We start from the raw sequence: 20,185 nt of genomic DNA on the forward strand, positions 1-20,185 counted from the left end.
CTCTGTCTACGGTACCGGACGGCAGACTCCATGGCTGCCGCGGCATCCGATGCGGCGGCAGTGGTGATCGTGCCGGTGCTATTCGGCCGGGATGGCCGCCACGACGTCGGCGAGCGGCACGGCAGTGCGCTCCCCCGTTCTGCGATCCCACAGCTCGACGTTGCCCTCCGCCACCGCTTTGCCGACGATCACGATGATCGGCACCCCGATGAGTTCGGCATCGCCGAACTTGACGCCGGGAGAGACCTTGAGTCGGTCGTCAAAGAGCACGTCGAAGCGGGCAGACTCGAGTTCGGCGACGAGCATTTCCGCAGCCTCGTACACGACGGGTTCCTTCGTCGCGGCGATGACGTGCACGTCGAACGGGCTCACGTTGCGGGGCCAGATGAGACCTCGCTCGTAGTTGTTGGACTCGGCGATGACCGCCATGATGCGCGTGACCCCGATGCCGTACGAGCCCATCGTGACCGTGACGAGCTTGCCGTTCGCGTCGAGCACCTTGAGGCCGAGCACCTCGGCGTACTTGCGGCCGAGCTGGAACACGTGGCCGATCTCCATGCCACGCGCGAGTTCGACCGGGCCCGAACCATCCGGAGCGGGATCGCCCGCACGCACGTTCGCGAGCTCGACGATGCCGTCCGCCTGGAAGTCGCGACCGACAACGAGTCCGAAGACGTGCCGCCCGTGCTCGTTCGCACCGGTGATCCACCCGGAGCCCTCCGAGACCCTGGGGTCGAGGAGATATCGGATGCCGGTCGTCGATCCGTCGCCGAGCACCGCACCGGTCGCACTCCACGGACCGATGTAGCCCTTGACGAGGCCCGGATTCTTGGCAAAGTCCGCGTCGTTTGCCGCCTCGACCTCGCCGGGAGCGAAGGCGACCTCCGCGCGCTTGAGGTCGACCTCACGGTCGCCCGGCAGGCCGACCACGACAAGTTCGCGGGTGCCGTCGAGCGCGGTGACCGCGAGCACGACATTCTTCAGGGTGTCTGCGGCCGTCCACGGGCGCCCGTCCGGACGGGGATGCTGCCGGTTCGCGACCTCGACGAGAGCGTCGATCGTGGGCGAGTCTGGGGTGTCGAGCACCTCTGCGGGCGTGAGCTTCTCGAATGAGCGAGCCGGAGGTGCTTCGGTGTGGAAGGCCTCCACGTTCGCGGCGTACCCGCCTGCGGAGCGCACGAAGGTGTCCTCGCCGACCGGGGTCGGGTGCAGGAACTCCTCACTGCGCGATCCGCCCATTGCCCCGGCATCCGCCTGCACGATCACGTAGTCGAGACCGAGGCGCTGGAAGATTCGCTCGTAGGCGTCGCGCTGGGCCTGATAGCTGACCTCGAGGCCGGCATCATCCACGTCGAAGGAGTATGCATCCTTCATCGAGAACTCTCGTCCCCTCAGGAGTCCCGCGCGCGGCCTCGCCTCGTCGCGGTACTTGTCCTGGATCTGGTACAGCGACAGCGGCAGGTCTTTGTACGAGCTGTAGAGATCCTTGACCAGCAGCGTGAAGGCCTCCTCGTGCGTGGGCGCGAGCAGGTAGTCGGCATCCTTGCGGTCCTGGAGGCGGAAGAGGAGATCGCCGTACTCGTCCCAGCGTCCGGTGGCTTCGTAGGGCTCGCGCGGCATGAGCGCGGGAAAGTGCACCTCCTGCGATCCTGCGGCCGCCATTTCCTCGCGGATGACAGCCTCGATCTTGCGGCGCACCTTCAGTCCGAGCGGCAGCCAGGCGAACACGCCGGCCGCCTGCCTCCGGATGTAGCCGGCCCGCACCAGCAGGCGATGGCTCGTCACCTCGGCGTCGGTCGGGTCCTCGCGGAGCGTGCGGACAAAGAGCTGGGAGAGTCGAGTGGGCACACAGCTACTTTAGCTTTGGAGCGTCGGCGACCCTTCACGGCGGTCGGTACGCGAGCAGGATGGCGACCCGCGGTTCCCTCGAGGGGGGCTCGAAAGAGCCGCGGGCCTTCCCCGCCCGCCGCGCTCCGCCGCTGCCTACCCGAAAGGCAGCGGCGGACGCGATGCATCGCAGGGAAGTCACGAAGTACCCACCGAATGGGGTACGTTTCACTGGCTAATGCCCTTGCTGCTAAGACTCTATAGGGCAGTGAGTAGGGCGTGAACCCCGATCCGGGGTACAAAGTGTCCCGATCGCGACCCCAGTAGGGGGGCGGAACGCGCGGGGAGCGCGGTTCAGGCGGTGACGACCTGCACAGATCCGACGGCGGCGGCGGGAAGGTCGGCGGCCAGCCGATTCGCCTCCTCGATGAGCGTCGCCACAATCTCGGACTCCGGGACGGTCTTGACGACGACGCCCTTCACGAAGATCTGGCCCTTGCCGTTGCCGCTCGCGACACCGAGATCGGCCTCGCGGGCCTCCCCCGGGCCGTTGACGACACAGCCCATCACGGCCACGCGCAGGGGAACGGTGAGTCCCTCGAGGCCATCCGTCACATCGTTGGCGAGCTTGTAAACGTCTACCTGGGCGCGGCCGCAGCTCGGGCAGGAGACGATCTCGAGCCTGCGCTCGCGCAGCCCGAGCGATTGCAGGATCTGCAGTCCGACCTTGACCTCCTCGACCGGTGGAGCCGAGAGCGAGACGCGAATCGTGTCGCCAATGCCCTCAGAGAGCAGGATGCCGAAGGCGGTCGCCGACTTGATGGTGCCCTGAAACGCTGGCCCGGCCTCGGTGACGCCGAGGTGCAGCGGCCAGTCACCGCGCTCGGCGAGTAGGCGGTAGGCCTTCACCATGGTGACCGGATCATTGTGCTTCACCGAGATCTTGAAGTCGTGGAAGTCGTGCTCCTCGAACAGGCTCGCCTCCCACACGGCGCTCTCCACGAGCGCCTCCGGCGTCGCCCTGCCATATTTCTGCAGCAGGCTCGGCTCAAGCGATCCGGCGTTCACTCCGATGCGGATGGAGACCCCGGCCGCCTTCGCCGCGGCGGCGATGGCGCCGACCTGGTCGTCGAACCTGCGGATGTTGCCCGGGTTCACTCGAACCGCGCCGACCCCCGCGTCAATCGCCGTGAAGACGTAGCGGGGCTGGAAGTGGATGTCGGCTATGACCGGCAGCTGGCTCTTCGCCGCGATGATCTTGAGAGCGTCTGCGTCGTCCTGGTGCGGCACCGCGACGCGCACGATGTCGCATCCGGATGCCGTGAGCTCGGCGATCTGCTGCAGGGTCGCGTTGATGTTCGTGGTCTGCGTCGTCGTCATCGACTGCACGCTCACGGGAGCGTCTCCGCCCACCTTGACCCGGCCCACGGAGATCTGGCGCGAACGGCGGCGCGGCGCAAGGGTGTCTGGGGCTTGCGGCATTCCGAGGTTGATCGCTGGCACGAGCAAAGTCTAGGCGTGCGCGCTGTTCGGTCGCTGAGCTTGTCGAAGCGCGGACCCCTTCGATGAGCCCAGGGAACGTGGGTGCGCTAGAGGACCGTGATGGGCTTCACGATGTCGGCGTACATCAGCAGCACGCTCATGGCACCGAGCACGAGCACCACGACGAGCGTCAGCGGCACGAGCTTGGCGATGTCGACCGGGCCCGGGTCCCTGCGTCCGAAGAGCTTCGCGAAGAAGCGGCGGATGCCCTCCCACAGTGCACCGGCGACGTGGCCGCCGTCGAGCGGAAGCAGGGGCACGAGGTTCAATACCAGCAGCGCCACGTTCACGGAGCCGATGAGACCGACCAGGTACGACATCCTTTCGACGAAGGGCACCGTGTTGACGCTCGCCACCTCGCCGGCCATGCGACCGATTCCGACGACGCTGACGGGCCCATTGGGGTCACGCTTTTCCGTGCCGAAGGCCGCCTTCGCCACGTCAATCAGGCGCTGCGGCAGGTTGAGGATGACGTGGGTCACCTGTGCGATGTTGTTGCCGACGGCGGGCAGCACGGCCGTGATCGGCTGGCGCTGGAGCTCGTAGGCCGCTGTGATGCCGAGCATGCCCACCTCCTCGGTGAGTGACTTTCCGTTCGCATCCTTCTTCACCGTGCCATCGGCGTTGTACCGATAGCGTTCGGTGAGCTGCGGCGTGGCGGCGAGCGTCTTCTTCGCGCCGTCGCGATCGACCACGATGGTCATCTCTGTATTCGGCGAGGCCTGGATCATCGCCGTCGCCTCGGCCCACGTGTCGATCGGCTTGCCGTCGATGCTGACGATCCTGTCGCCCGGCTTGATCCCGGCGAGCGCCCCGGGAGCCTCAGGGGTCTCCGCGGTGCACTTCTGCGACGGTGCGGTGCTCGCGACGACACAGGTGGACACGTTGCCGATGGTGGTGCTGACGCCCTGGATGCCGAAGCCGCACAGCACCACGGCAAACAGCACGACGGCGATGACGAGGTTCATGAAGGGCCCGGCAAGCATGATGACGATGCGCTTCCAGATGGGGAGGCGGTAGAACGAGCGGCTGTCGTCATCCACGGGGACGGCGTCCGAGCTCGCGGTGCGGGCATCCTGCACGAGGGTCTGGAGGATGCCGGTGCTGGCCGTGCGCCCCGCCGTCGCGGCCGGCGCTCCGTCGGACTGCACGGCATCCTCGCCCTGGAACGCAAAGGTGTCTGTTCCCGCGGTGCGCGCCGCCTCCCCCGGACGGGCGGGAGGGTACATCCCGGCCATCGAGATGTAACCGCCGAGCGGAATGGCCTTGATGCCGTACTCGGTCTCGCCCCTCGTGCGGGAGAAGATGGTGGGTCCGAAACCGATCATGTATTGGCCGACGCGCACCTTGAAGAGCTTGGCAAAGCTGAGGTGGCCGAGTTCGTGCAGCCCGATCGACACGACGAAACCGATCGCCACGATGACGATGCCAAGAACATAGAGCAGCACGGTTTCCACGCGCCAAGGATAGCGGTGCCGAATCCCCAGCAAGCTGGACGCCCGCTCGGCATCTCCCCATCGACGATCGGTACAATCTGCGGGGATGAGCATCGACACGACGGATGAACGGGGCGGCCAGCTGGGGCAGGTCGGCCGTCTTCTCGTCGACCGCTATCGCATTGAAGAGGTCATCGGTCGCGGTGGAATGGCCACGGTCTACCGGGCGACCGACGAGGCGCTCGGCCGCACGGTCGCGATCAAGTCGTTCAGGGACGATCTGGCGGATGCCGACGACGTGCGCCGCCAGCGCGATGAGATCCGCCTGATCGCGGGCCTCAACCATTTCGCGCTCGTCACCCTGTTCGATGCGGTCGCGGACGACTCCGTCGTCGGCGAGGGCAACGCGTTCATCGTGATGCAGTACGTCGACGGTGAGGATCTGCGTCACAGGTTGTCTCGCGGCCCCCTCGACCCGCGCACGGCCGCCCTCATGGGTGCGGACGTTGCCGATGCACTCGCCTACGTGCACGGTCGCGGCGTCGTGCACCGCGACGTGAAGCCGGGAAACATCCTGCTCCCGGAGCGCGAAAGCGAGGTGACGGGGCCGCGTGCGATGCTCGCCGACTTCGGTATCGCCCGCATCGTGGACGGCACGCGGCTCACGGCCACCGGCTCCGTGCTGGGCACGGCGAGCTACCTGAGCCCGGAACAGGCCGCCGGCACCGCCGTCTCCGGAGCGACGGACGTCTACTCACTCGGTCTCGTGCTCATCGAATGCCTCACCGGCGACAAGTCGTTCCCCGGCACGGCCCTCGAGTCGGTGGCGGCACGGCTCAGCAGCGACCCGGTCGTTCCCGACGGATTCGGCCCCGAGTGGGAGGTTCTCCTGCGGTCGATGACCGTGCGCGACCCCGGCGAGCGCATCGGTGCACTCGCGGCCGCCGCGGCCTTGCGCGAGATTGCGCTCACCCAGCCTGAGGTGGTGGACGCGACGATGCGCTATCCGGCATCCGACACGGCGACGGTCGCCATGGCGGCAGCTCGCACTCAAGCGCACCCGGCTACTCGTGCGACGCAGCCGGCCACCGTGCCGAGTGTCGGGCACCCGTCCCCGCCCCGGCGACGTGGTGCCGGTCGGGGCAGAATTCTCGCCATCGCGGGCATCGTCGCCGCCGCACTCGCCCTCATCGTCCTGGCCGGCCTGTGGTTCATCAACTCGCGTGCACCCTCTCCGCACGCGACGACAACGACCATCAGCTACCCCTCCGTTCCCGGTGATCTCGGCGTTCACCTCAAGCAGCTCGAGAGGGCGGTGACACCGTGAGGAAGAGTGCGCTCGGCGTCGTCGCCCTCGCTGTCAGTCTCGCCCTGTGCTCATGCCAGGCGCAGCCCAGCGACTATTCGACAGCGACGGCGAGGCCGCTGCAGGAGCAGGTGCTCTCTGTGGCCGATGGTGCGGCGAGCGGGCAATTCGACGTGTCACTCACGCGCCTGGCCGAGCTGTCCGCGAGGCTCAAGGATGCGAGGGCCCGCGGCACCGTGACCGAGGAGCGCTACGCGAGCATCTCCGCGGCCATCGCGCTGGTGCGAAGCGACCTCGAGGCGGCGGTGGCACAGGCCAAGCAGGAACAGGAGCAGCAACAACAGCTGCAGCAGTTGCAACTCCAGCAGCAGCAACAACAACAAGAGCAGCAGAAGGATCAGAAGCCGGGAAAGGGCCCGGGCAAGAAGAAGCCCTAGGCACTCAGCGTGGACGCCATCACGCGTTCCGCTGCCTCGCGAGCCCAGCGCTCCGCATCCAGAACCCCCTCGAGCGTCACCGAGCTCTCCTCCGGCGCATGCTGATCCACGACAGCGGAAATAACCTCGACGATGTCGAGGTACCGGATGCGCCCGTCATGGAACGCGAGAACGGCCTGTTCGTTCGCGGCGTTGAACACCGCCGGCCAGGTACCGCCCGCGCGCCCGACCTGCTTTGCGAGCTCCACCGCGGGAAACGCCTCGGCGTCGAGCGGTTCGAAGGTCCACTTGCTCGCGGTGCGCCAGTCGAGCGGCAGCCCGACGCCCGCGACCCGGTTGGGCCAGCCCAGCCCAAGGGAGATGGGCAGCCGCATGTTCGGGGGCGAACACTGGGCGAGGGTGGACCCGTCGACGAACTCGACCATCGAATGCACGATTGACTGCGGGTGCACGGTCACCTCGATGTCGTCATACGGCACGTCGAACAACAGGTGCGCCTCGATCACCTCGAGTCCCTTGTTCACGAGCGTCGACGAGTTCGTGGTCACGACCACGCCCATGTCCCAGGTGGGATGCGCGAGGGCCTCCGACGGGGTGACGTTGTTCAGGGACTCGCGACTGCGACCACGGAACGGGCCGCCGGATGCCGTGAGCACGAGCCTGTTAACCTCCGAGCGGCTGCCCGAGCGCAGCGCCTGCGCGATGGCCGAGTGCTCTGAGTCCACCGGCACCAACTGCCCAGGGGCCGCCGCCGCGGTGACGAGCTCGCCCCCGACGATCAGGCTCTCTTTGTTGGCGAGGGCCAGCGTCGCACCGCTCTCGAGCGCGGCGAGGGTGGGGCCGAGACCCACGGAACCCGTGATGCCGTTGAGCACGACATCCGCCTCGACGCCGCGCACCAGCTGTTCCGCCTCCGCAGCACCGAGGGAAGTATCCTTCACGCCGAACTCCGCGGCCTGCAGGTCGAGCAGCGCCCTGTTGCGCCCCGCACCGAGCCCGACAAGCTCGAAGCGGTGGCGGTTGGCGGCGATGACCTCGAGCGCCTGCACACCGATCGACCCGGTTGACCCCAGAACTATGACTCGACGCATGCGTACAAACTAGCCCGAGCGGCTGGCAGAGTCGCGATTGCTCGTACGCTGGGACCATGCCCCAACCGACCGCAGCGCCCACCACCGCAAGGGTGGATGCCTGGCTGTGGGCGGTGCGGCTCTACAAGACCCGGTCTGCGGCCACCGCCGCGTGCCGGGCGGGTCACGTTCGCGTGAACGGGGAACGCGTCAAGGCTGCACAGGCCGTGCACGTCGATGACGAGATTCGGATGCGCGCCGAGGGTCTCGAGCGCATCGTGCGTGTGCGGCGTCTCGTCGTCAAGCGCGTCGGCGCGGTCATCGCCGCGGAATGCCTCAACGACCTCACTCCCCCGCCGCCGCCCAAGGAAGAGATCGTGGTCGTCGCGCAGCGGGACCGCGGCGCGGGCCGCCCGACCAAGCGGGACCGGCGCGATCTCGACAAGCTGCTCGGACGCTGAACCCGGCGCCGCGCTTCGACGGGCTCAGCGACCGAGGCGCGCTTCGACGAGCTCAGCGAACGAGGCTAGCGAACGGCGAGGATGTCGATCACGAACACCATGGTGTCGGTGCCGGAGATCTGGTCTGGCACGCTCGGGTCGGCCTGGTTTCCGTCCGCGCCGTAGCCGTCGGCCGGCGGGATGACCGCGACGACCTGCGAGCCGACGGTCTGACCGATCATGGCCTTGCCGAAGCCGCTCACGACACCGGTCGTGGCGAAGGTCGCGGGGGTTCCACGCGTCCAGCTCGAGTCGAAGGTCTTACCGGTGGCCCAGAGCGCACCCGTGTAGTTGACCGTGACGGTCGCGCCATCCTTGACGGTCTTGCCTGTGCCCTTCTTGAGCACCTCGATCTGCAGGTCCTTCGGCGGGTCGGTCTTCGGCATCGTGATGGTGGGCTCTCCGCTCTTCGCGAGCGTGACCGTGGGGAAGCCCGCCTTCGGCTCCTGCGCCTTGCCATCGGCCTTCTTCAGCACCTTGACGGGTGCCTCGGTCTTCAGCACGTCGATCACGAAGACGATCGTGTCGGTCGCGGAGATGCCGAGTCCCGTCGAGCCCTGGCTCTTGAATGCGTCCACCGGCGGAATCACGGCGACAATGCGCGAGCCGGGCGTTGAACAGCGGATTGCCTTGTAGAGGCCGGGAAGCAGGTTGGCCTTGTCCAGCGTCAGCGCCGTGCCCTTGGCACCATACTTCGTCGCGTCGATCTTCTTGCCGGTCGTGGTGTTGTACACCGCGTAGTCGATGTCGACGGAGCTGTCGGTCTGCGCGACCCTGCCCTTACCCTCGATCGCCACGGTGCGCTCGGTCGTCTTGCTCGTCAGCTTCTTCGGAACCTTGACCTTCGGCTCCGTTCCGAGCTTGCCACTCACCGAGACCTTGGCGCTCGCGCTGCCGGCGGCCGTCGGGGTGCAGCCGGATGCCCCTGCGCCTCCACTGCAGCCCACGAGTGAGACGAGGAGCCCGGCGACGGCGACGGCGCTCAGCAGCTTGGACAACGACCGTGAAGGGGACTGCGACTGTGACACGCGACTGCTCTCTGACGAAGAAGGATGGGGGCGGGAATGCTCGAAAAGCCTGAACCAGTGTCCATGACTCGCCTAAGCGCAAGCTGTACGAGCCTAATCGCACGCGGGAGGGAACATGACAAACGTCATCCCGCATCCGTGACGCGCGTGTGCGGGTCGACGGCATCCGGTGCTTCATCGTGGAGGCATGACAAACACCTCCACCTCCACTCCGGCCGGCACGAGCGCGGCCGAGCCACGACTCGCGGACACCGTGAGCGCCGTGTCGGCGCGCGGACTCATCAAGAACTTCGGCGGGGTACGCGCCGTCAATGGCATCGACCTCGAGGTTCGGCCGGGCGAGATCATCGCCTTCCTCGGTCCGAACGGCGCGGGCAAGACCACCACAATCGACATGCTGCTGGGCCTCACGAGACCGGATGCCGGCACCGTGAGCATCTACGGCCAGAGTCCGCGCAGCGCGATCGCGCACGGTCTCGTCTCGGCGGTCATGCAGACCGGCGGCCTGCTCAAGGATGTGACGGTGCGCGAAACCGTGCAGCTCACCGCGAGCCTCTTCGCCGATCCGCGGCCGGTCGACGAGGTGCTGAAGCGCGCCGGCATCCTCGACATCGGCGATCGCATGGTCAAGAAGTGCTCCGGCGGCCAGCAGCAGCGCCTGCGGTTCGCCATGGCCCTGCTCTCCGATCCGGGGCTGCTGATCCTGGATGAGCCGACGACGGGAATGGATGTCGAGGGCCGCCGCGATTTCTGGTCGGCGATCAGGGAAGATGCCCGCTCGGGTCGCACGGTGATCTTCGCCACCCACTACCTCGACGAGGCGGACGCCTACGCCGACCGCATCGTGCTCGTCCGTCGCGGCGAGATCGTCGCGGACGGCAGCGCCGCGGAGATCAAGAACCTCGCGGCCGGCCGCACGGTGCGCGCATCCGTCACCGATCTCGACCAGGCGGAACTCGCCGCGCTCGACGGTGTCGACTCCGTCGAACTGCACTCGGACTCGGTGCTCGTGCGCAGCAAGGACTCGGATGCGGTGGCGCGCTACCTGCTGGAACGCACCGACGCGCACGACCTCGAGATCACCTCGCACAACCTCGAGGACGCCTTCCTCGCACTCACCTCGGACGACGATGCGTCGCCCGTCACCGCCGGAAAGGGCAACTGACCATGACCACGATCGCTCCATCGCTGTCCACAGCATCCGCTCGACTCGAGCGCAAGGTGCCGCCGTTCGGTGGCTTCAACCTCACCTTCCTGCTCATCGAGCTGCGCCGCAGCCTCCGCAATCGCAGGACCATCGTGTTCACGGTGGCGATGCCCATCGTGCTGTTCCTCATCGTGGGCCTGCCGCTCAGAAACACCTCTCTCACGGGCGTGCCGGTGAGTAAAGGTGGGCTTTCGGTTGCCGCGTACATCCTCATCTCGATGGCGGTATACGGCGCAATGGTCACGTCCACGGCGGGCGGCGGAGCGGTTGCGGTCGAACGTGCCACCGGCTGGAGCAGGCAGCTGCGGCTCACGCCGGTGAACCCGGTCGCCTACATCGCCCTCAAGGTCGTGGCGACACTCGCGCTCGGGCTGCTCGCCGTGGTGGCCACCTTCGCCGCCGGTGCCATCTGCGGCGTGACCATGCCGCTCGACGTATGGGTCCTCTCGGGGCTCGCCGCGTGGCTCGGTTCACTCGTCTTCACGGCCCTCGGCCTCTTCATGGGCTACACCGTTCCCTCAGAGAACGTGATGCAGTTCCTCGGACCGATCCTCGCCATCCTCGCCCTGTTCGGCGGTCTGTTCACCCCGCTCAGCCAGTTCCCGCAGCTCGTGCAGGACCTCGCCAAGTGGACGCCGGTGTACGGACTCGGCGAGATCGCGAGGCTCCCGCTCCTCGGCGGCACCGTCGAATGGGCGGCCGTGGTGAACGTGATCGCCTGGCTCATCCTGTTCAGCGCCGGTGCGGCCCTCATGTTCCGCCGAGACACGAAGCGGGTGTGAGCATCACCGCTGCACGATCATCCGGGAGTCCCTCCAGTCGGGGCTCCCGGACGCGCGTGCCGTTACTATCGACAGCGTGACCGGCATGTGGGATCTGAGCGCCGCACCGAGCGGTGTCTGGGGAAACCTCACGAGGCCCGGTGCCAGACGCTGGTATGCGGGCTCGCTCGTGGGCCTCACCTGGCTCGTGATCTCCGGCGCCGACCTGTTCGCCCATTACCCGGGCGCCGGCGACCGCGCGATCATCCTCCTGCTGCTGGTGCTCTTCGCCGTGGTCTTCGCCGTGGTGCCGCCGGTCAACTGGATGCTTCCGGCACGCTTCCGACTGCTGCCTCCGACGGTGCTCTTTGCGCTCTCGTTCAGCTTCTTGCCGTGGCTCGGCTGGGGTGTCTATTCCCTGTGGACCTATGTGGGTGTTGCGGTGGCGATGAGCATGGTGCGGATGCGCTGGGTCTTCGGCTACGTCGCCGCGCTCACGCTCACCGCGGTGATCTTCGAGCTGCGGGACGGCGTCGCCGGTGACGCGCTCTTCGCCCTGCCCGCCGTCATCGCGTCGGTGTCGCTCATGATGGCGGCGTTCGCCAGGCAGATTCAGAGCACCAACCAGCTGCGGGCGACTCAGCACGAGATGGCACGCCTCGCCGTGGAACAGGAGCGGTCGCGAGTCGGGCGGGACATGCACGACATCCTCGGGCACTCGCTCACCGTCATCACCGTGAAGGCGGAGCTCGCCGGCGCGCTCATCGAGAGCGATCCGGCGCGAGCCGGCAGGGAGATCGCCGAGGTGGAAGAGCTCGCCCGGGGTGCCCTCGCCGACGTGCGGGCGACGGTGGCCGGCTTCCGCGGCACCAACGTGGCCGCGGAGCTCGCCAACGCGAGGACCGCCCTCGAGGCGGCGGGCATCCGTGCCGAGTTGCCCGGAAGCGTCGACGACGTGCCCGCGAAGCTGCGCGAGCTCTTCGGCTGGGTCATCCGGGAGGGCGTGACCAACGTCGTGCGCCATTCCGGCGCGACCGTGTGCAGCGTGGTGCTCGGCGCGTCCTTCGTCGAGGTGCTCGACGACGGGCGCGGACCTGCCGCCGATTCGAGGGGCGGCACGGGGCTGGCCGGGCTTCACGAACGTATCGCTCCCGTTGGCGCGCGGATGACGATCGGCCGATCGCCCTCTGGCGGATTCTCGCTGCGGGTCTCGCTGTGATCCGGCTGCTGATCGCCGACGATCAGGCGCTCGTGCGCGGTGCGCTCGCGGCGCTGCTCGGGCTCGAGAACGATATCGAGGTCGTCGCCGAGGTCGGGCGCGGCGACGAGGTGGTCGATGCGGCCCTCGAATCGAAGCCCGAGGTGGCGCTGCTCGACGTGGACATGCCTGGTCTCGACGGCATCGCGGCCGCCGCGCTGCTCAAGAGGGCGATGCCCGGGTGCCAGATCCTCATGGTCACGACCTTCGGCCGCCCGGGCTACCTGCGACGCGCGATGCAGGCGGGGGCCAGCGGCTTCGTTGTGAAGGACACGCCCGCGAGGCAACTCGCGGATGCCGTGCGCAGGGTCGCATCCGGACTTCGCGTTGTCGACCCGACGCTCGCCGCCGAGACGCTCACGAGCGGTGAGTCGCCGCTCACCGAGCGCGAGACCGATGTGCTGAGCGCGGCGAGGGCGAGGGGCTCGATCGCCGACATCGCCCGAAGCCTGCACCTCTCCGAGGGCACCGTGCGCAACTACCTGTCGAGCGCGATCGGCAAGACGAATGCCCGAAACCGGGCGGATGCCGTGACGATCGCCGAGGAGAACGGCTGGCTGCCGGCCTAGGCCGCCGCAGACTCCACGCGGATCTCCGGCTCGTGCAGCACCGGAAAGTTCACGGATGCCGCAATGAAGCACTTGAGGCTCGCCTCGTGGTGCGCGTCCCTGGCCGCGTCCACCATGTCAGCAGACTGCACGGTGACGACGGGTCGCAGGGTGACCTCGGTGAAGTGGCCGCCGCCATCCGGGGTCTGCGTCATCGTGCCGACCGGGCTGTCGGTGTAGGCGGTGACGACGACGCCGCGGCTCGAGGCGACGTGCAGGTAGCTCAGGAGGTGGCACTGGCTGAGCGCGCTGAGCAGCAGCTCCTCGGGGTTCCAGCGGTCCGCGTCGCCGTGGAAGGTGCGGTCGCTCGAGCCCGCGATCTCGTGCAGCTTGCCACCGGCCGAGAGCACGTGGTCGCGGCCGTAAGCGCGGTATCCACTCGTTCCGGTGCCGCGGTTCCCGGTCCATTCGAGGCTGACGGAGTAGTGGTGCTCGAGGTTCATGCTGCAACGCTACTCCGCGCGCTGCTCGAAGGGCCGCGCTCCCCTCGGCGGTATGGTCGATTCACCATGACCGATCACGCAGCCCACTCGCCCTCACCACTGAATGTCGCCGATTGCGTCGAACTCGCCGTGCTCGAGCGCTCGGGCATGATCGAGTCGCGTCACGTCGGGGCGGCCGTGGTCACGAGGGCTGACGGCACGGAGCTGCGCGCCTGGGGAAACGTCGACGTCCCCATCTACCCGCGTTCCTCGCTCAAGCCGCTGCAGGCCATCGCCGTGCGGCGATCCGGTCTCACGCTCGAGGGCGAACGGCTCGCCCTCGCCACTGCGAGCCATACCGGCACCGCGCGTCACGTGGCCGTCGTGCGCGAGATTCTCGACTCGGCCGGCCTCGACGAAGCGGCACTGCAGTGCCCCGTCGACTGGCCGAGCGACGTGGAGTCCGCCTTCGCTGCCCGCGAGGCCGGACTCGGTAAGCGCCGGATCGCCATGAACTGCTCGGGCAAACACGCGGCATTCCTCGCGGCCTGCGTGCAGAACGACTGGCCGCTCGAGAGCTATCTCGACCCCGCGCATCCGCTGCAGCGGCTGGTGCGGCAGACGATCGAAGAGTTCGCGGGAGAGACCGTCGCCCACACGGGCGTCGACGGATGCGGTGCGCCGCTGTTCGCGATCACCCTGCGCGGCCTCGCCACGGCCATCGCTCGCGTCGCGGGCTCGCCCGCGAAAGACCCCTCCTCGCACGCCGCGCAGCTGGTGCGCGCGGTGCTCGCGAACCCCTGGGCGATCGACGGCCCTGGCGAACCCGACACCGTGATCATCGAAAGGCTCGGGCTCTTCGCGAAGGCGGGTGCCGAGGGCGTCATGGTGCTCGGCGCTCCGGATGGCACGGCGGTCGCGCTCAAGATCCTCGACGGAAGCCGCCGGGCCGGGTTCCTGGTGGCCCTCCACATCCTCGCCTCGGTCGGAGCCGTCGATGCGTCGTTCGCGTCCGACGTCGCACGCGAACTCACCGCGCCGGTGCTCGGCGGCGGCGTTCCCGTCGGCGAGCTGCGCCTGGCCAACGGCATCCTCCCCTAGCCGCGGCCACCCCTCTCGTCGCGAGGTACAAATGTCGTTGTGGGACAGTAGTGTGTCTGATACAGTACTCGGCATGGCAGTGCACCCAGACGCAGCGTCGTCGACCACCCGGCAGTCCGAGGCCTTCGCCTCAGATCTGTTGCGCGGGCACACCGACACGATCGTGCTCGGTGTGCTGCTGCGTGGCGATCAGTACGGCTTCGAGATCTATAAGACCATCCGGGATGCCACGGGCGGCGACTACGAGATCAAGGAAGCGACCCTCTATGCCACCTTCCGTCGCCTCGCGAAAGACGGTCTCGTCGAGGCGTACTGGGGCGACGAGACACAGGGCGGCAGGCGCAAGTACTACCGCATCACCGACGCGGGTCGCGCCGTCTACCACCAGAACGTGCGCGACTGGACGGCTACCCAGCGCATCATCAACACCCTCCTGAACGTGAAAGGCAGCGCAGAATGAACGCGATCGACAACTCGAGCATCCACCGCCATCTCGACGCGGCCTTCGCCGGTATCGAACTGACGCCCGAGATCCAGGACCTGAAGGAGGAGATCCGCGGCAACCTCGCCGCCAGGGTCGACGAGCTCACGGGGGGCGGCATGGAGCTGAGCGCGGCAGCGACGAAGGCGGTGGACGAGCTCGGCGACATCCGCGAACTGGTAGCGCAGATCGACGAGGGCGAACCGCGCCGCTCCACCGGCTCCAGCAATGCGGATGCTTACGTGCTGCACCGAGTGCGACCGAGGCCCGCCTTCGTGGTCGGCATCGTCATTGCCTCCCTCGCGACGGTGGTGGAGCTGCTGCTCGCGGCGCTCGGCGCCACCGGAGTCCTCCCACTGCCGATCGGTGCCATCATCGCTCTGGCAGGCGTCGCCTCCGCCGGCATCGCCTGGGTCGTCGGCGACTCCCTTGCGCACGAGACGACAGTGCACCATCCGATGCCGCGGAAGCGCGCCGCCGGATACTTCCTCGCCTCGCTGCTCGGAACCTACGGCCTCGCGATCGGCGGCCTCTTCGCCCTCGGAGCGGTGCCCGCGTGGGTGGTAGCAATCGCGGCCCTCGGCGTTGTGGCGGCGATCGTTCTGTTCGCCTTCCTCGGCGCTACCCAGACCAACCGCACGAAGACCTGGGTGCGAGCAGCAGCCCGGGATCAGTCCTTCGAGGACCGCTTCTCCCAGGACCCGGTGGCCGCTGCCCGGTTCGGGATGTACACCGTCGTCATCTGGCTGCTCGCCTTCGCCGCGTTCGCCGTGCTCAGTACCACCGCCGGCTTCGCCTGGTCGTGGCTCGCTCTGCTCGCCGGCTTCGCCGTGTTCTTCCTCACCCTCGCGCGGATGCTGTTCCCGCCGGACCGGAAGGAAGGGCACAAGGAACGGTAACCACACACAGGCGTGGCCCGGATGCTGGAACATCCGGGCCACCGAAACCCGGTCTCCCGCAAGCGGGATCTGTGGGCACCTCGCCGCCCACGAGGGTGTCGTACCAGACCTGCCCAACAGCCACCTGAGTCTCGATGCCAGCTTATGGGCCGAGACAGGTATTCCTCGTTCGCGCCTGCGGAGACTCCAATCGAAGGAGCCAACATGGCACACTCATCCAGCTCGTCCGCGCTGCGGGCAAGCGAGCTCAGAAAAACCTACCCGGGCGGCCGCAGCCGACCCCCCGTTGCCGCGCTCGACGGGCTCAGCTTCGAGGCCGAGGCGGGAACCATCTTCGGTCTGCTCGGGCCGAACGGCGCGGGCAAGTCGACCACGGTGAAGATCCTCGCGACCCTGACCCGGGCGGACTCCGGAACGGCGACTGTCGCCGGGATCGACGTGGGCCGGCATCCGGAGCGCGTACGGCGCGCCATCGGCTTCGTCGCGCAGAAGCAGGTCTCCGACCCCATGGCCACGGGCACCGAGAATCTCGTGCTCGCGGGACGCCTGCAGGGGATGACCGCGAGGGCCGCGAGAGCACGCGCCACCGAACTGCTCGACCGCTTCTCCCTCACGGCAGCGGCACGGCGTCAGGTCAACACCTACTCCGGCGGGATGGCACGCAAGCTCGACGTGGCAATCGGCCTCATGCACCGACCCCAGGTGCTCTTCCTCGACGAGCCGACCACCGGTCTCGACCCGGAAGCGCGCAGCGAGATGTGGGCCGAACTCGAGACCATGGCACGGGTGGAGCAGATGACAGTGCTCCTGACCACCCATTACCTCGATGAGGCCGACCACCTCGCCAGCCGCCTGGCGATCGTCGATCACGGTCGGGTGGTCGCGGAAGGCACACCGGAGGAGTTGAAGAACGGACTGCACGGAGATGCCATCGTCGTCGAGCTCGCAACCGGCGAGAACCCGGCCAGCGCACTCGATATCGTCACCGGCGTCCCGGGGCTCAGCGAGGTGCTCTCCGATGGCCGCACGCTGCGAGCAAGGGCGGTCGTCGGCGCCGTCGCCCTCCCCATGGTGCTGGCCGCGCTCGAAGCGAACTCCCTGAGGGTTGCATCCGCCACTGTCGCGAGGCCGAGCCTCGACGACGTCTACCTCCGGCACACCGGACACGCATTCGCACGCACCCAGGAGGACGCATCATGAGCACCACACTCGGCTACAACCCCATCACCCACACCGCCATCCTCACCACCCGCCAGCTGCGAGCATTCATGAGGATGCCCGCCTTTCTCGTCATGAACCTCGTCCAGCCGATCATCTGGCTCCTCCTGTTCGGGCAGCTCTTCGCCTCGGTCGTCAATATCCCTGGCTTCAGCGGTGGCAGCGACTACACGGTGTTCCTCACGCCGGGCATCGTCATGATGATGGCCCTGTTCGGAGCAGCCTGGGCTGGCACCAGCTATATCGAGGACATGGATCGCGGCGTCATGGACAGGTTCCTCACGTCACCCACGAGTCGCGGCGGCCTCATCGTCTCCTCGATGCTCTATCAGGCCGTGCTCACGATCCTGCAGACTCTCGTGGTGCTCGGCGTGGCCTGGCTCACGGGGGCGCGCTTCGCGGGCGGTATCGTCGGCATCCTCGTGCTGCTGCTGGCCGCGGTGCTGCTCACGTTCGTCTTCGCGGCGTTCTCCAACGCGATCGCCCTGCTCGCGCGACAGCAAACCGCGCTCATCGGCATCTCGCAGCTCATCTCCTTCCCGCTCATGTTCCTGAGTTCGGCGATCATGGACACGGCACTCTCTCCGGAATGGGTGCGAAATGTCGCGAGGTTCAACCCCTTCGAGTGGGCCGTGGTCGCGGGGCGACAGGCGCTCCAGCACGCTCCGGACTGGGGCGCGATCTGGGCGAACCTCGGCCTGCTTGCCGCGCTCGTCGTGGTGATGACGGCGCTCGCGACCCTCGCCTTCCGCGCGTACCAGCGGTCTGCGTAGGTCGCCGGTAATCGCGCCGAAGGCGGGGGCGTGGTGGGCCTCTATGGGCGGAGCCTTTGGTGCGATTACCGGCGACAGCCCGCTAACCGAAGAGGCTGACTACCGCCTCGCGGAAGACGACCGTGTGGCGCTCGACATCGGCAGCGGTCGTCGCTGGTGACATGAGGGCCATGTTGTGGAACGGCGTGATGAGGATGCCGCGGTTGAGGGCGAACAGGTGCAGGTACTGCTGCAGCTCGAAGTCGTCCGCGGCGGCGGCCTCCGCACCATCGCGAGGTGGTGTGGCGCGGAAGCTGTACTCCGCGCGAGCACCGAGTTGCGTCACCTGCCACGGCACCTCGAACTCGTCGATCGCCGCCTGCACGCCCACGGTCCACTCGGTGGCACGCGCGGTCATCCGCTCGAAGGCTGGGGCAGTCAGCACTTCCGACAGCGTCGCCCGGATGCCGGCGAGCGAGACCGCGTTGCCTGCGAGGGTTCCGCCCACTCCGCCGACGTCGATGTCCTCGAGCTCGAGGCTCGAGCGCACGAGCGCCGCGAACGACGCGGTCATGCCATACGCTCCGGCCGGGATGCCGCCGCCGATACTCTTGCCGACGACCACGGCATCCGGATCGAGCCCGTCGCGCGCGATCATGCCACCCGGGCCCGCGCTGAAGGTGTGGGTCTCGTCGAGGATGAGGATGACGCCGAAGCGAGTGCACAGTTCCCGCACGCCCGCGTGATAGCCGGGTTCGGGCAGCACGATGCCGATGTTGGTCAGCGCCGGCTCGATGAGCACGGCGGCGATCTCGCCCGTGGCGAGCTGCGCCTCGAGCGCCGCGAGATCGTTGAATGGCACCACGGCCGTGGTCTCCGATGGCGGCACCGGCGCGCCGATGTTGCCACGCCGCTCCACCACCGCGCCGTCAGCGTCGAGCGTCGCGAAGGCCTCGTCGACACTGCCGTGATAGCAGAAGTCATGCACGAGGATCTTCGGGCGACCGGTCACCTGGCGTGCGTAGCGGATGAGGCTGCGGTTGGCGTCCGTGGCGGACAGACTGAACTGCCAGCTGGGCACGCCGAATCGCTCGGTGAGCAGTTCGGCCGCGGCAGCGGCATCCGCGGTGGGCAGCATGAACGTCGAGCCCCTCGCGAGCTGCTCGCTGATGGCACGAACGGATGCGGCGGGCGCGTGCCCGCACATCGCACCCGTGTCGCCGAGGCACAGGTCCACGTGGTCGATGCCGTCAACACAGGAGAAGTGAGCGCCCGCAGCGTGTTCGACGTAGACGGGCCAGGGGCCAGGCCACTTGGCCATCCAGAGCATCGGAACACCGTCGGGCAGGTGCCTGCTGGCCTCGCGCCAGAGACGTTCCGACTCGGGACGCGCGGCCCTGAAGGTCTCGGTTTCGATGCGCCACAGCTCGATGAGGCGACCGCGGTCCCGATAGCTGGTCAAGGTCAGTTCCTATCCAATCTTCGCGAGCCGCTTTCGCCTCATCGCCGCGGACAGCTGCGAGATGAGCACGAGGATGATCGCGAGGAGGAACACGGCCGAAGCGATGACGTTCGCCTCCGCCGGGATGCCCCTCGCCGCCGAAATGTAGATGTACTTGGGGAAGGTGCTCGTCGTGCCCGCGTTGAAGTTCGTGATGATGAAGTCGTCGAAGCTCAACGCGAACGACAGCAGCGCGGCGGCGATGATGCCCGGGAGCAGCAGCGGAAAGGTGATGCGCCAGAACACCTGGCTGGGCGAACCATAGAGATCTCGGCCCGCCTCCTCGAGCGCCGGGTCGAGGGTGGAGACCCGCGCCTTCACGGTGACGACGACGAAGCTCACGCAGAACATCGTGTGCGCGATGATGATCGTCACGAGGCCCTTCTCGACGCCGGCCGAGAGGAACTCCGCCGCGAGTCCCGCGCCGAGCACGACCTCGGGGGTGGCCATCGGCAGGAAGAGCAACAGGCTGATCGCGGAGCGGAAGCGGAAGCGATAGCGCACGAGCGCTATGGCGATCATGGTGCCGAGGATCGTCGCGCAGACCGTCGCGACGACGCCGATGATGAGGCTATTGCCGAATGCCTCGCACACCTCCGCCTTGTCGCAGACGTTCGCCCACTTGTCGAGCGTGAATCCGCGCCACACGATGTTCGACTTCACCGAATTGTTGAACGAAAAGACGAACGTGTACGCGATCGGGATGAGCAGGAACACGAGCGCGATGATCGTGTACGCGGGCAGCAGCCAGCTGCCGAATCCCCAGCGGAACTGCCGCGGTTTGGCCGCGGGCTGCTTCGCGGACAGCGTCTCGGACGCGATGAATCCCTC

Annotated in this window: 20 protein-coding genes; 12 read left to right on the plus strand and 8 right to left on the minus strand. The window is 67.7% G+C overall.

Translation table 11 applies throughout. From position 1 onward, the window contains the following. Positions 1-78 precede the first annotated feature (78 nt). The 3 genes from ABUA37_RS07200 to ABUA37_RS07210 form a co-directional block, all read right to left on the minus strand. Entirely contained in the window at positions 79-1,848 is a 1,770-nt protein-coding gene (locus ABUA37_RS07200; RefSeq protein WP_349898451.1) for a proline--tRNA ligase, read from the minus strand. 333 nt (positions 1,849-2,181) lie between these two features. Beyond that, positions 2,182-3,330 carry a flavodoxin-dependent (E)-4-hydroxy-3-methylbut-2-enyl-diphosphate synthase gene (ispG, locus tag ABUA37_RS07205; RefSeq protein ID WP_349898452.1) on the minus strand — a complete coding sequence of 383 codons (1,149 nt, stop codon included), beginning with the start codon at positions 3,328-3,330 and terminating at the stop codon, positions 2,182-2,184. 86 nt (positions 3,331-3,416) lie between these two features. After that, complete coding sequence (locus ABUA37_RS07210; RefSeq protein WP_349898453.1) at positions 3,417-4,826, minus strand: M50 family metallopeptidase; 1,410 nt, start codon at positions 4,824-4,826, stop codon at positions 3,417-3,419. 85 nt (positions 4,827-4,911) lie between these two features. Between ABUA37_RS07210 and ABUA37_RS07215 the strand changes: the two genes are divergently transcribed. Then, a complete protein-coding gene (locus ABUA37_RS07215; protein WP_349898454.1) occupies positions 4,912-6,132 on the plus strand; it encodes a serine/threonine-protein kinase in 1,221 nt (406 codons plus the stop codon). Next, positions 6,129-6,548 carry a hypothetical protein gene (locus ABUA37_RS07220; RefSeq protein WP_349898455.1) on the plus strand — a complete coding sequence of 140 codons (420 nt, stop codon included), beginning with the start codon at positions 6,129-6,131 and terminating at the stop codon, positions 6,546-6,548. The genes ABUA37_RS07215 and ABUA37_RS07220 overlap by 4 nt, the downstream gene beginning before the upstream one ends. Here the strand turns inward: ABUA37_RS07220 and dxr are convergent. Next, on the minus strand, positions 6,545-7,639 hold the full coding sequence (gene dxr / locus ABUA37_RS07225; protein ID WP_349898456.1) for a 1-deoxy-D-xylulose-5-phosphate reductoisomerase: 1,095 nt from the start codon (positions 7,637-7,639) through the stop codon (positions 6,545-6,547). The genes ABUA37_RS07220 and dxr overlap by 4 nt on opposite strands. Positions 7,640-7,695: 56 nt before the next feature. On the opposite strand from dxr, the gene ABUA37_RS07230 reads away from it, so the two are divergent. Then, entirely contained in the window at positions 7,696-8,079 is a 384-nt protein-coding gene (locus tag ABUA37_RS07230; RefSeq protein WP_349898457.1) for an RNA-binding S4 domain-containing protein, read from the plus strand. A gap of 65 nt (positions 8,080-8,144) precedes the next feature. On the opposite strand, the gene ABUA37_RS07235 is transcribed toward ABUA37_RS07230, so the two are convergent. Beyond that, positions 8,145-9,146, minus strand: a complete 1,002-nt coding sequence (locus ABUA37_RS07235; protein ID WP_349898458.1) for an FKBP-type peptidyl-prolyl cis-trans isomerase — start codon at positions 9,144-9,146, stop codon at positions 8,145-8,147. A gap of 187 nt (positions 9,147-9,333) precedes the next feature. On the opposite strand from ABUA37_RS07235, the gene ABUA37_RS07240 reads away from it, so the two are divergent. The 4 genes from ABUA37_RS07240 (at position 9,334) to ABUA37_RS07255 (ending at position 12,941) form a co-directional block, all read left to right on the plus strand. Continuing rightward, on the plus strand, positions 9,334-10,311 hold the full coding sequence (locus tag ABUA37_RS07240) for an ABC transporter ATP-binding protein (RefSeq protein ID WP_349898459.1): 978 nt from the start codon (positions 9,334-9,336) through the stop codon (positions 10,309-10,311). A 2-nt stretch (positions 10,312-10,313) separates the two neighbouring features. Then, complete coding sequence (locus ABUA37_RS07245; protein ID WP_349898460.1) at positions 10,314-11,135, plus strand: ABC transporter permease; 822 nt, start codon at positions 10,314-10,316, stop codon at positions 11,133-11,135. A gap of 85 nt (positions 11,136-11,220) precedes the next feature. Next, positions 11,221-12,333 (plus strand): sensor histidine kinase, encoded by a 1,113-nt coding sequence (locus ABUA37_RS07250; protein ID WP_349898649.1) that lies wholly within the window; start codon positions 11,221-11,223, stop codon positions 12,331-12,333. Beyond that, a complete protein-coding gene (locus ABUA37_RS07255) occupies positions 12,330-12,941 on the plus strand; it encodes a response regulator transcription factor (protein WP_349898461.1) in 612 nt (203 codons plus the stop codon). Before ABUA37_RS07250 ends, ABUA37_RS07255 begins: the two co-directional genes overlap by 4 nt. Here the strand turns inward: ABUA37_RS07255 and ABUA37_RS07260 are convergent. Next, entirely contained in the window at positions 12,938-13,423 is a 486-nt protein-coding gene (locus ABUA37_RS07260; RefSeq protein WP_349898462.1) for an OsmC family protein, read from the minus strand. The genes ABUA37_RS07255 and ABUA37_RS07260 overlap by 4 nt on opposite strands. Before the next feature lie 66 nt (positions 13,424-13,489). On the opposite strand from ABUA37_RS07260, the gene ABUA37_RS07265 reads away from it, so the two are divergent. The 5 genes from ABUA37_RS07265 (at position 13,490) to ABUA37_RS07285 (ending at position 17,874) form a co-directional block, all read left to right on the plus strand. Beyond that, positions 13,490-14,503 carry an asparaginase gene (locus ABUA37_RS07265; protein ID WP_349898463.1) on the plus strand — a complete coding sequence of 338 codons (1,014 nt, stop codon included), beginning with the start codon at positions 13,490-13,492 and terminating at the stop codon, positions 14,501-14,503. A 73-nt stretch (positions 14,504-14,576) separates the two neighbouring features. After that, the gene (locus tag ABUA37_RS07270) at positions 14,577-14,963 is read left to right on the plus strand and encodes a PadR family transcriptional regulator (RefSeq protein WP_349898464.1); all 387 of its coding nucleotides are present in this window, start codon (positions 14,577-14,579) and stop codon (positions 14,961-14,963) included. Beyond that, positions 14,960-15,883, plus strand: coding sequence for a permease prefix domain 1-containing protein (locus ABUA37_RS07275; RefSeq protein WP_349898465.1), 924 nt, complete (start codon positions 14,960-14,962; stop codon positions 15,881-15,883). Before ABUA37_RS07270 ends, ABUA37_RS07275 begins: the two co-directional genes overlap by 4 nt. 204 nt (positions 15,884-16,087) lie before the next feature. Further along, positions 16,088-17,083, plus strand: a complete 996-nt coding sequence (locus ABUA37_RS07280; RefSeq protein ID WP_349898466.1) for an ATP-binding cassette domain-containing protein — start codon at positions 16,088-16,090, stop codon at positions 17,081-17,083. Further along, a complete protein-coding gene (locus tag ABUA37_RS07285; protein WP_349898467.1) occupies positions 17,080-17,874 on the plus strand; it encodes an ABC transporter permease in 795 nt (264 codons plus the stop codon). The genes ABUA37_RS07280 and ABUA37_RS07285 overlap by 4 nt, the downstream gene beginning before the upstream one ends. Before the next feature lie 82 nt (positions 17,875-17,956). Here ABUA37_RS07285 and ABUA37_RS07290 read toward each other — a convergent pair whose 3' ends face one another. Both ABUA37_RS07290 and ABUA37_RS07295 read right to left on the minus strand, forming a co-directional pair. After that, complete coding sequence (locus tag ABUA37_RS07290; RefSeq protein WP_349898468.1) at positions 17,957-19,315, minus strand: transaminase; 1,359 nt, start codon at positions 19,313-19,315, stop codon at positions 17,957-17,959. A 9-nt stretch (positions 19,316-19,324) separates the two neighbouring features. Further along, the gene (locus tag ABUA37_RS07295) at positions 19,325-20,161 is read right to left on the minus strand and encodes an ABC transporter permease (protein WP_407075360.1); all 837 of its coding nucleotides are present in this window, start codon (positions 20,159-20,161) and stop codon (positions 19,325-19,327) included. Between the last annotated feature and the right edge of the window lie 24 nt (positions 20,162-20,185).

This window comes from Parafrigoribacterium soli (assembly GCF_040227235.1).
Lineage (GTDB): Bacteria > Actinomycetota > Actinomycetes > Actinomycetales > Microbacteriaceae > Parafrigoribacterium_A > Parafrigoribacterium_A soli.

Coding starts and splice junctions, on each gene's coding strand:
- ABUA37_RS07215 (WP_349898454.1), top strand. CDS start 4,912: ATGAGCATCGACACGACGGATGAACGGGGCGGCCAGCTGGGGCAGGTC.
- dxr (WP_349898456.1), bottom strand. CDS start 7,639: ATGCGTCGAGTCATAGTTCTGGGGTCAACCGGGTCGATCGGTGTGCAG.
- ABUA37_RS07230 (WP_349898457.1), top strand. CDS start 7,696: ATGCCCCAACCGACCGCAGCGCCCACCACCGCAAGGGTGGATGCCTGG.
- ABUA37_RS07240 (WP_349898459.1), top strand. CDS start 9,334: ATGACAAACACCTCCACCTCCACTCCGGCCGGCACGAGCGCGGCCGAG.
- ABUA37_RS07245 (WP_349898460.1), top strand. CDS start 10,314: ATGACCACGATCGCTCCATCGCTGTCCACAGCATCCGCTCGACTCGAG.
- ABUA37_RS07250 (WP_349898649.1), top strand. CDS start 11,221: ATGTGGGATCTGAGCGCCGCACCGAGCGGTGTCTGGGGAAACCTCACG.
- ABUA37_RS07260 (WP_349898462.1), bottom strand. CDS start 13,423: ATGAACCTCGAGCACCACTACTCCGTCAGCCTCGAATGGACCGGGAAC.
- ABUA37_RS07265 (WP_349898463.1), top strand. CDS start 13,490: ATGACCGATCACGCAGCCCACTCGCCCTCACCACTGAATGTCGCCGAT.
- ABUA37_RS07270 (WP_349898464.1), top strand. CDS start 14,577: ATGGCAGTGCACCCAGACGCAGCGTCGTCGACCACCCGGCAGTCCGAG.
- ABUA37_RS07275 (WP_349898465.1), top strand. CDS start 14,960: ATGAACGCGATCGACAACTCGAGCATCCACCGCCATCTCGACGCGGCC.
- ABUA37_RS07280 (WP_349898466.1), top strand. CDS start 16,088: ATGGCACACTCATCCAGCTCGTCCGCGCTGCGGGCAAGCGAGCTCAGA.
- ABUA37_RS07285 (WP_349898467.1), top strand. CDS start 17,080: ATGAGCACCACACTCGGCTACAACCCCATCACCCACACCGCCATCCTC.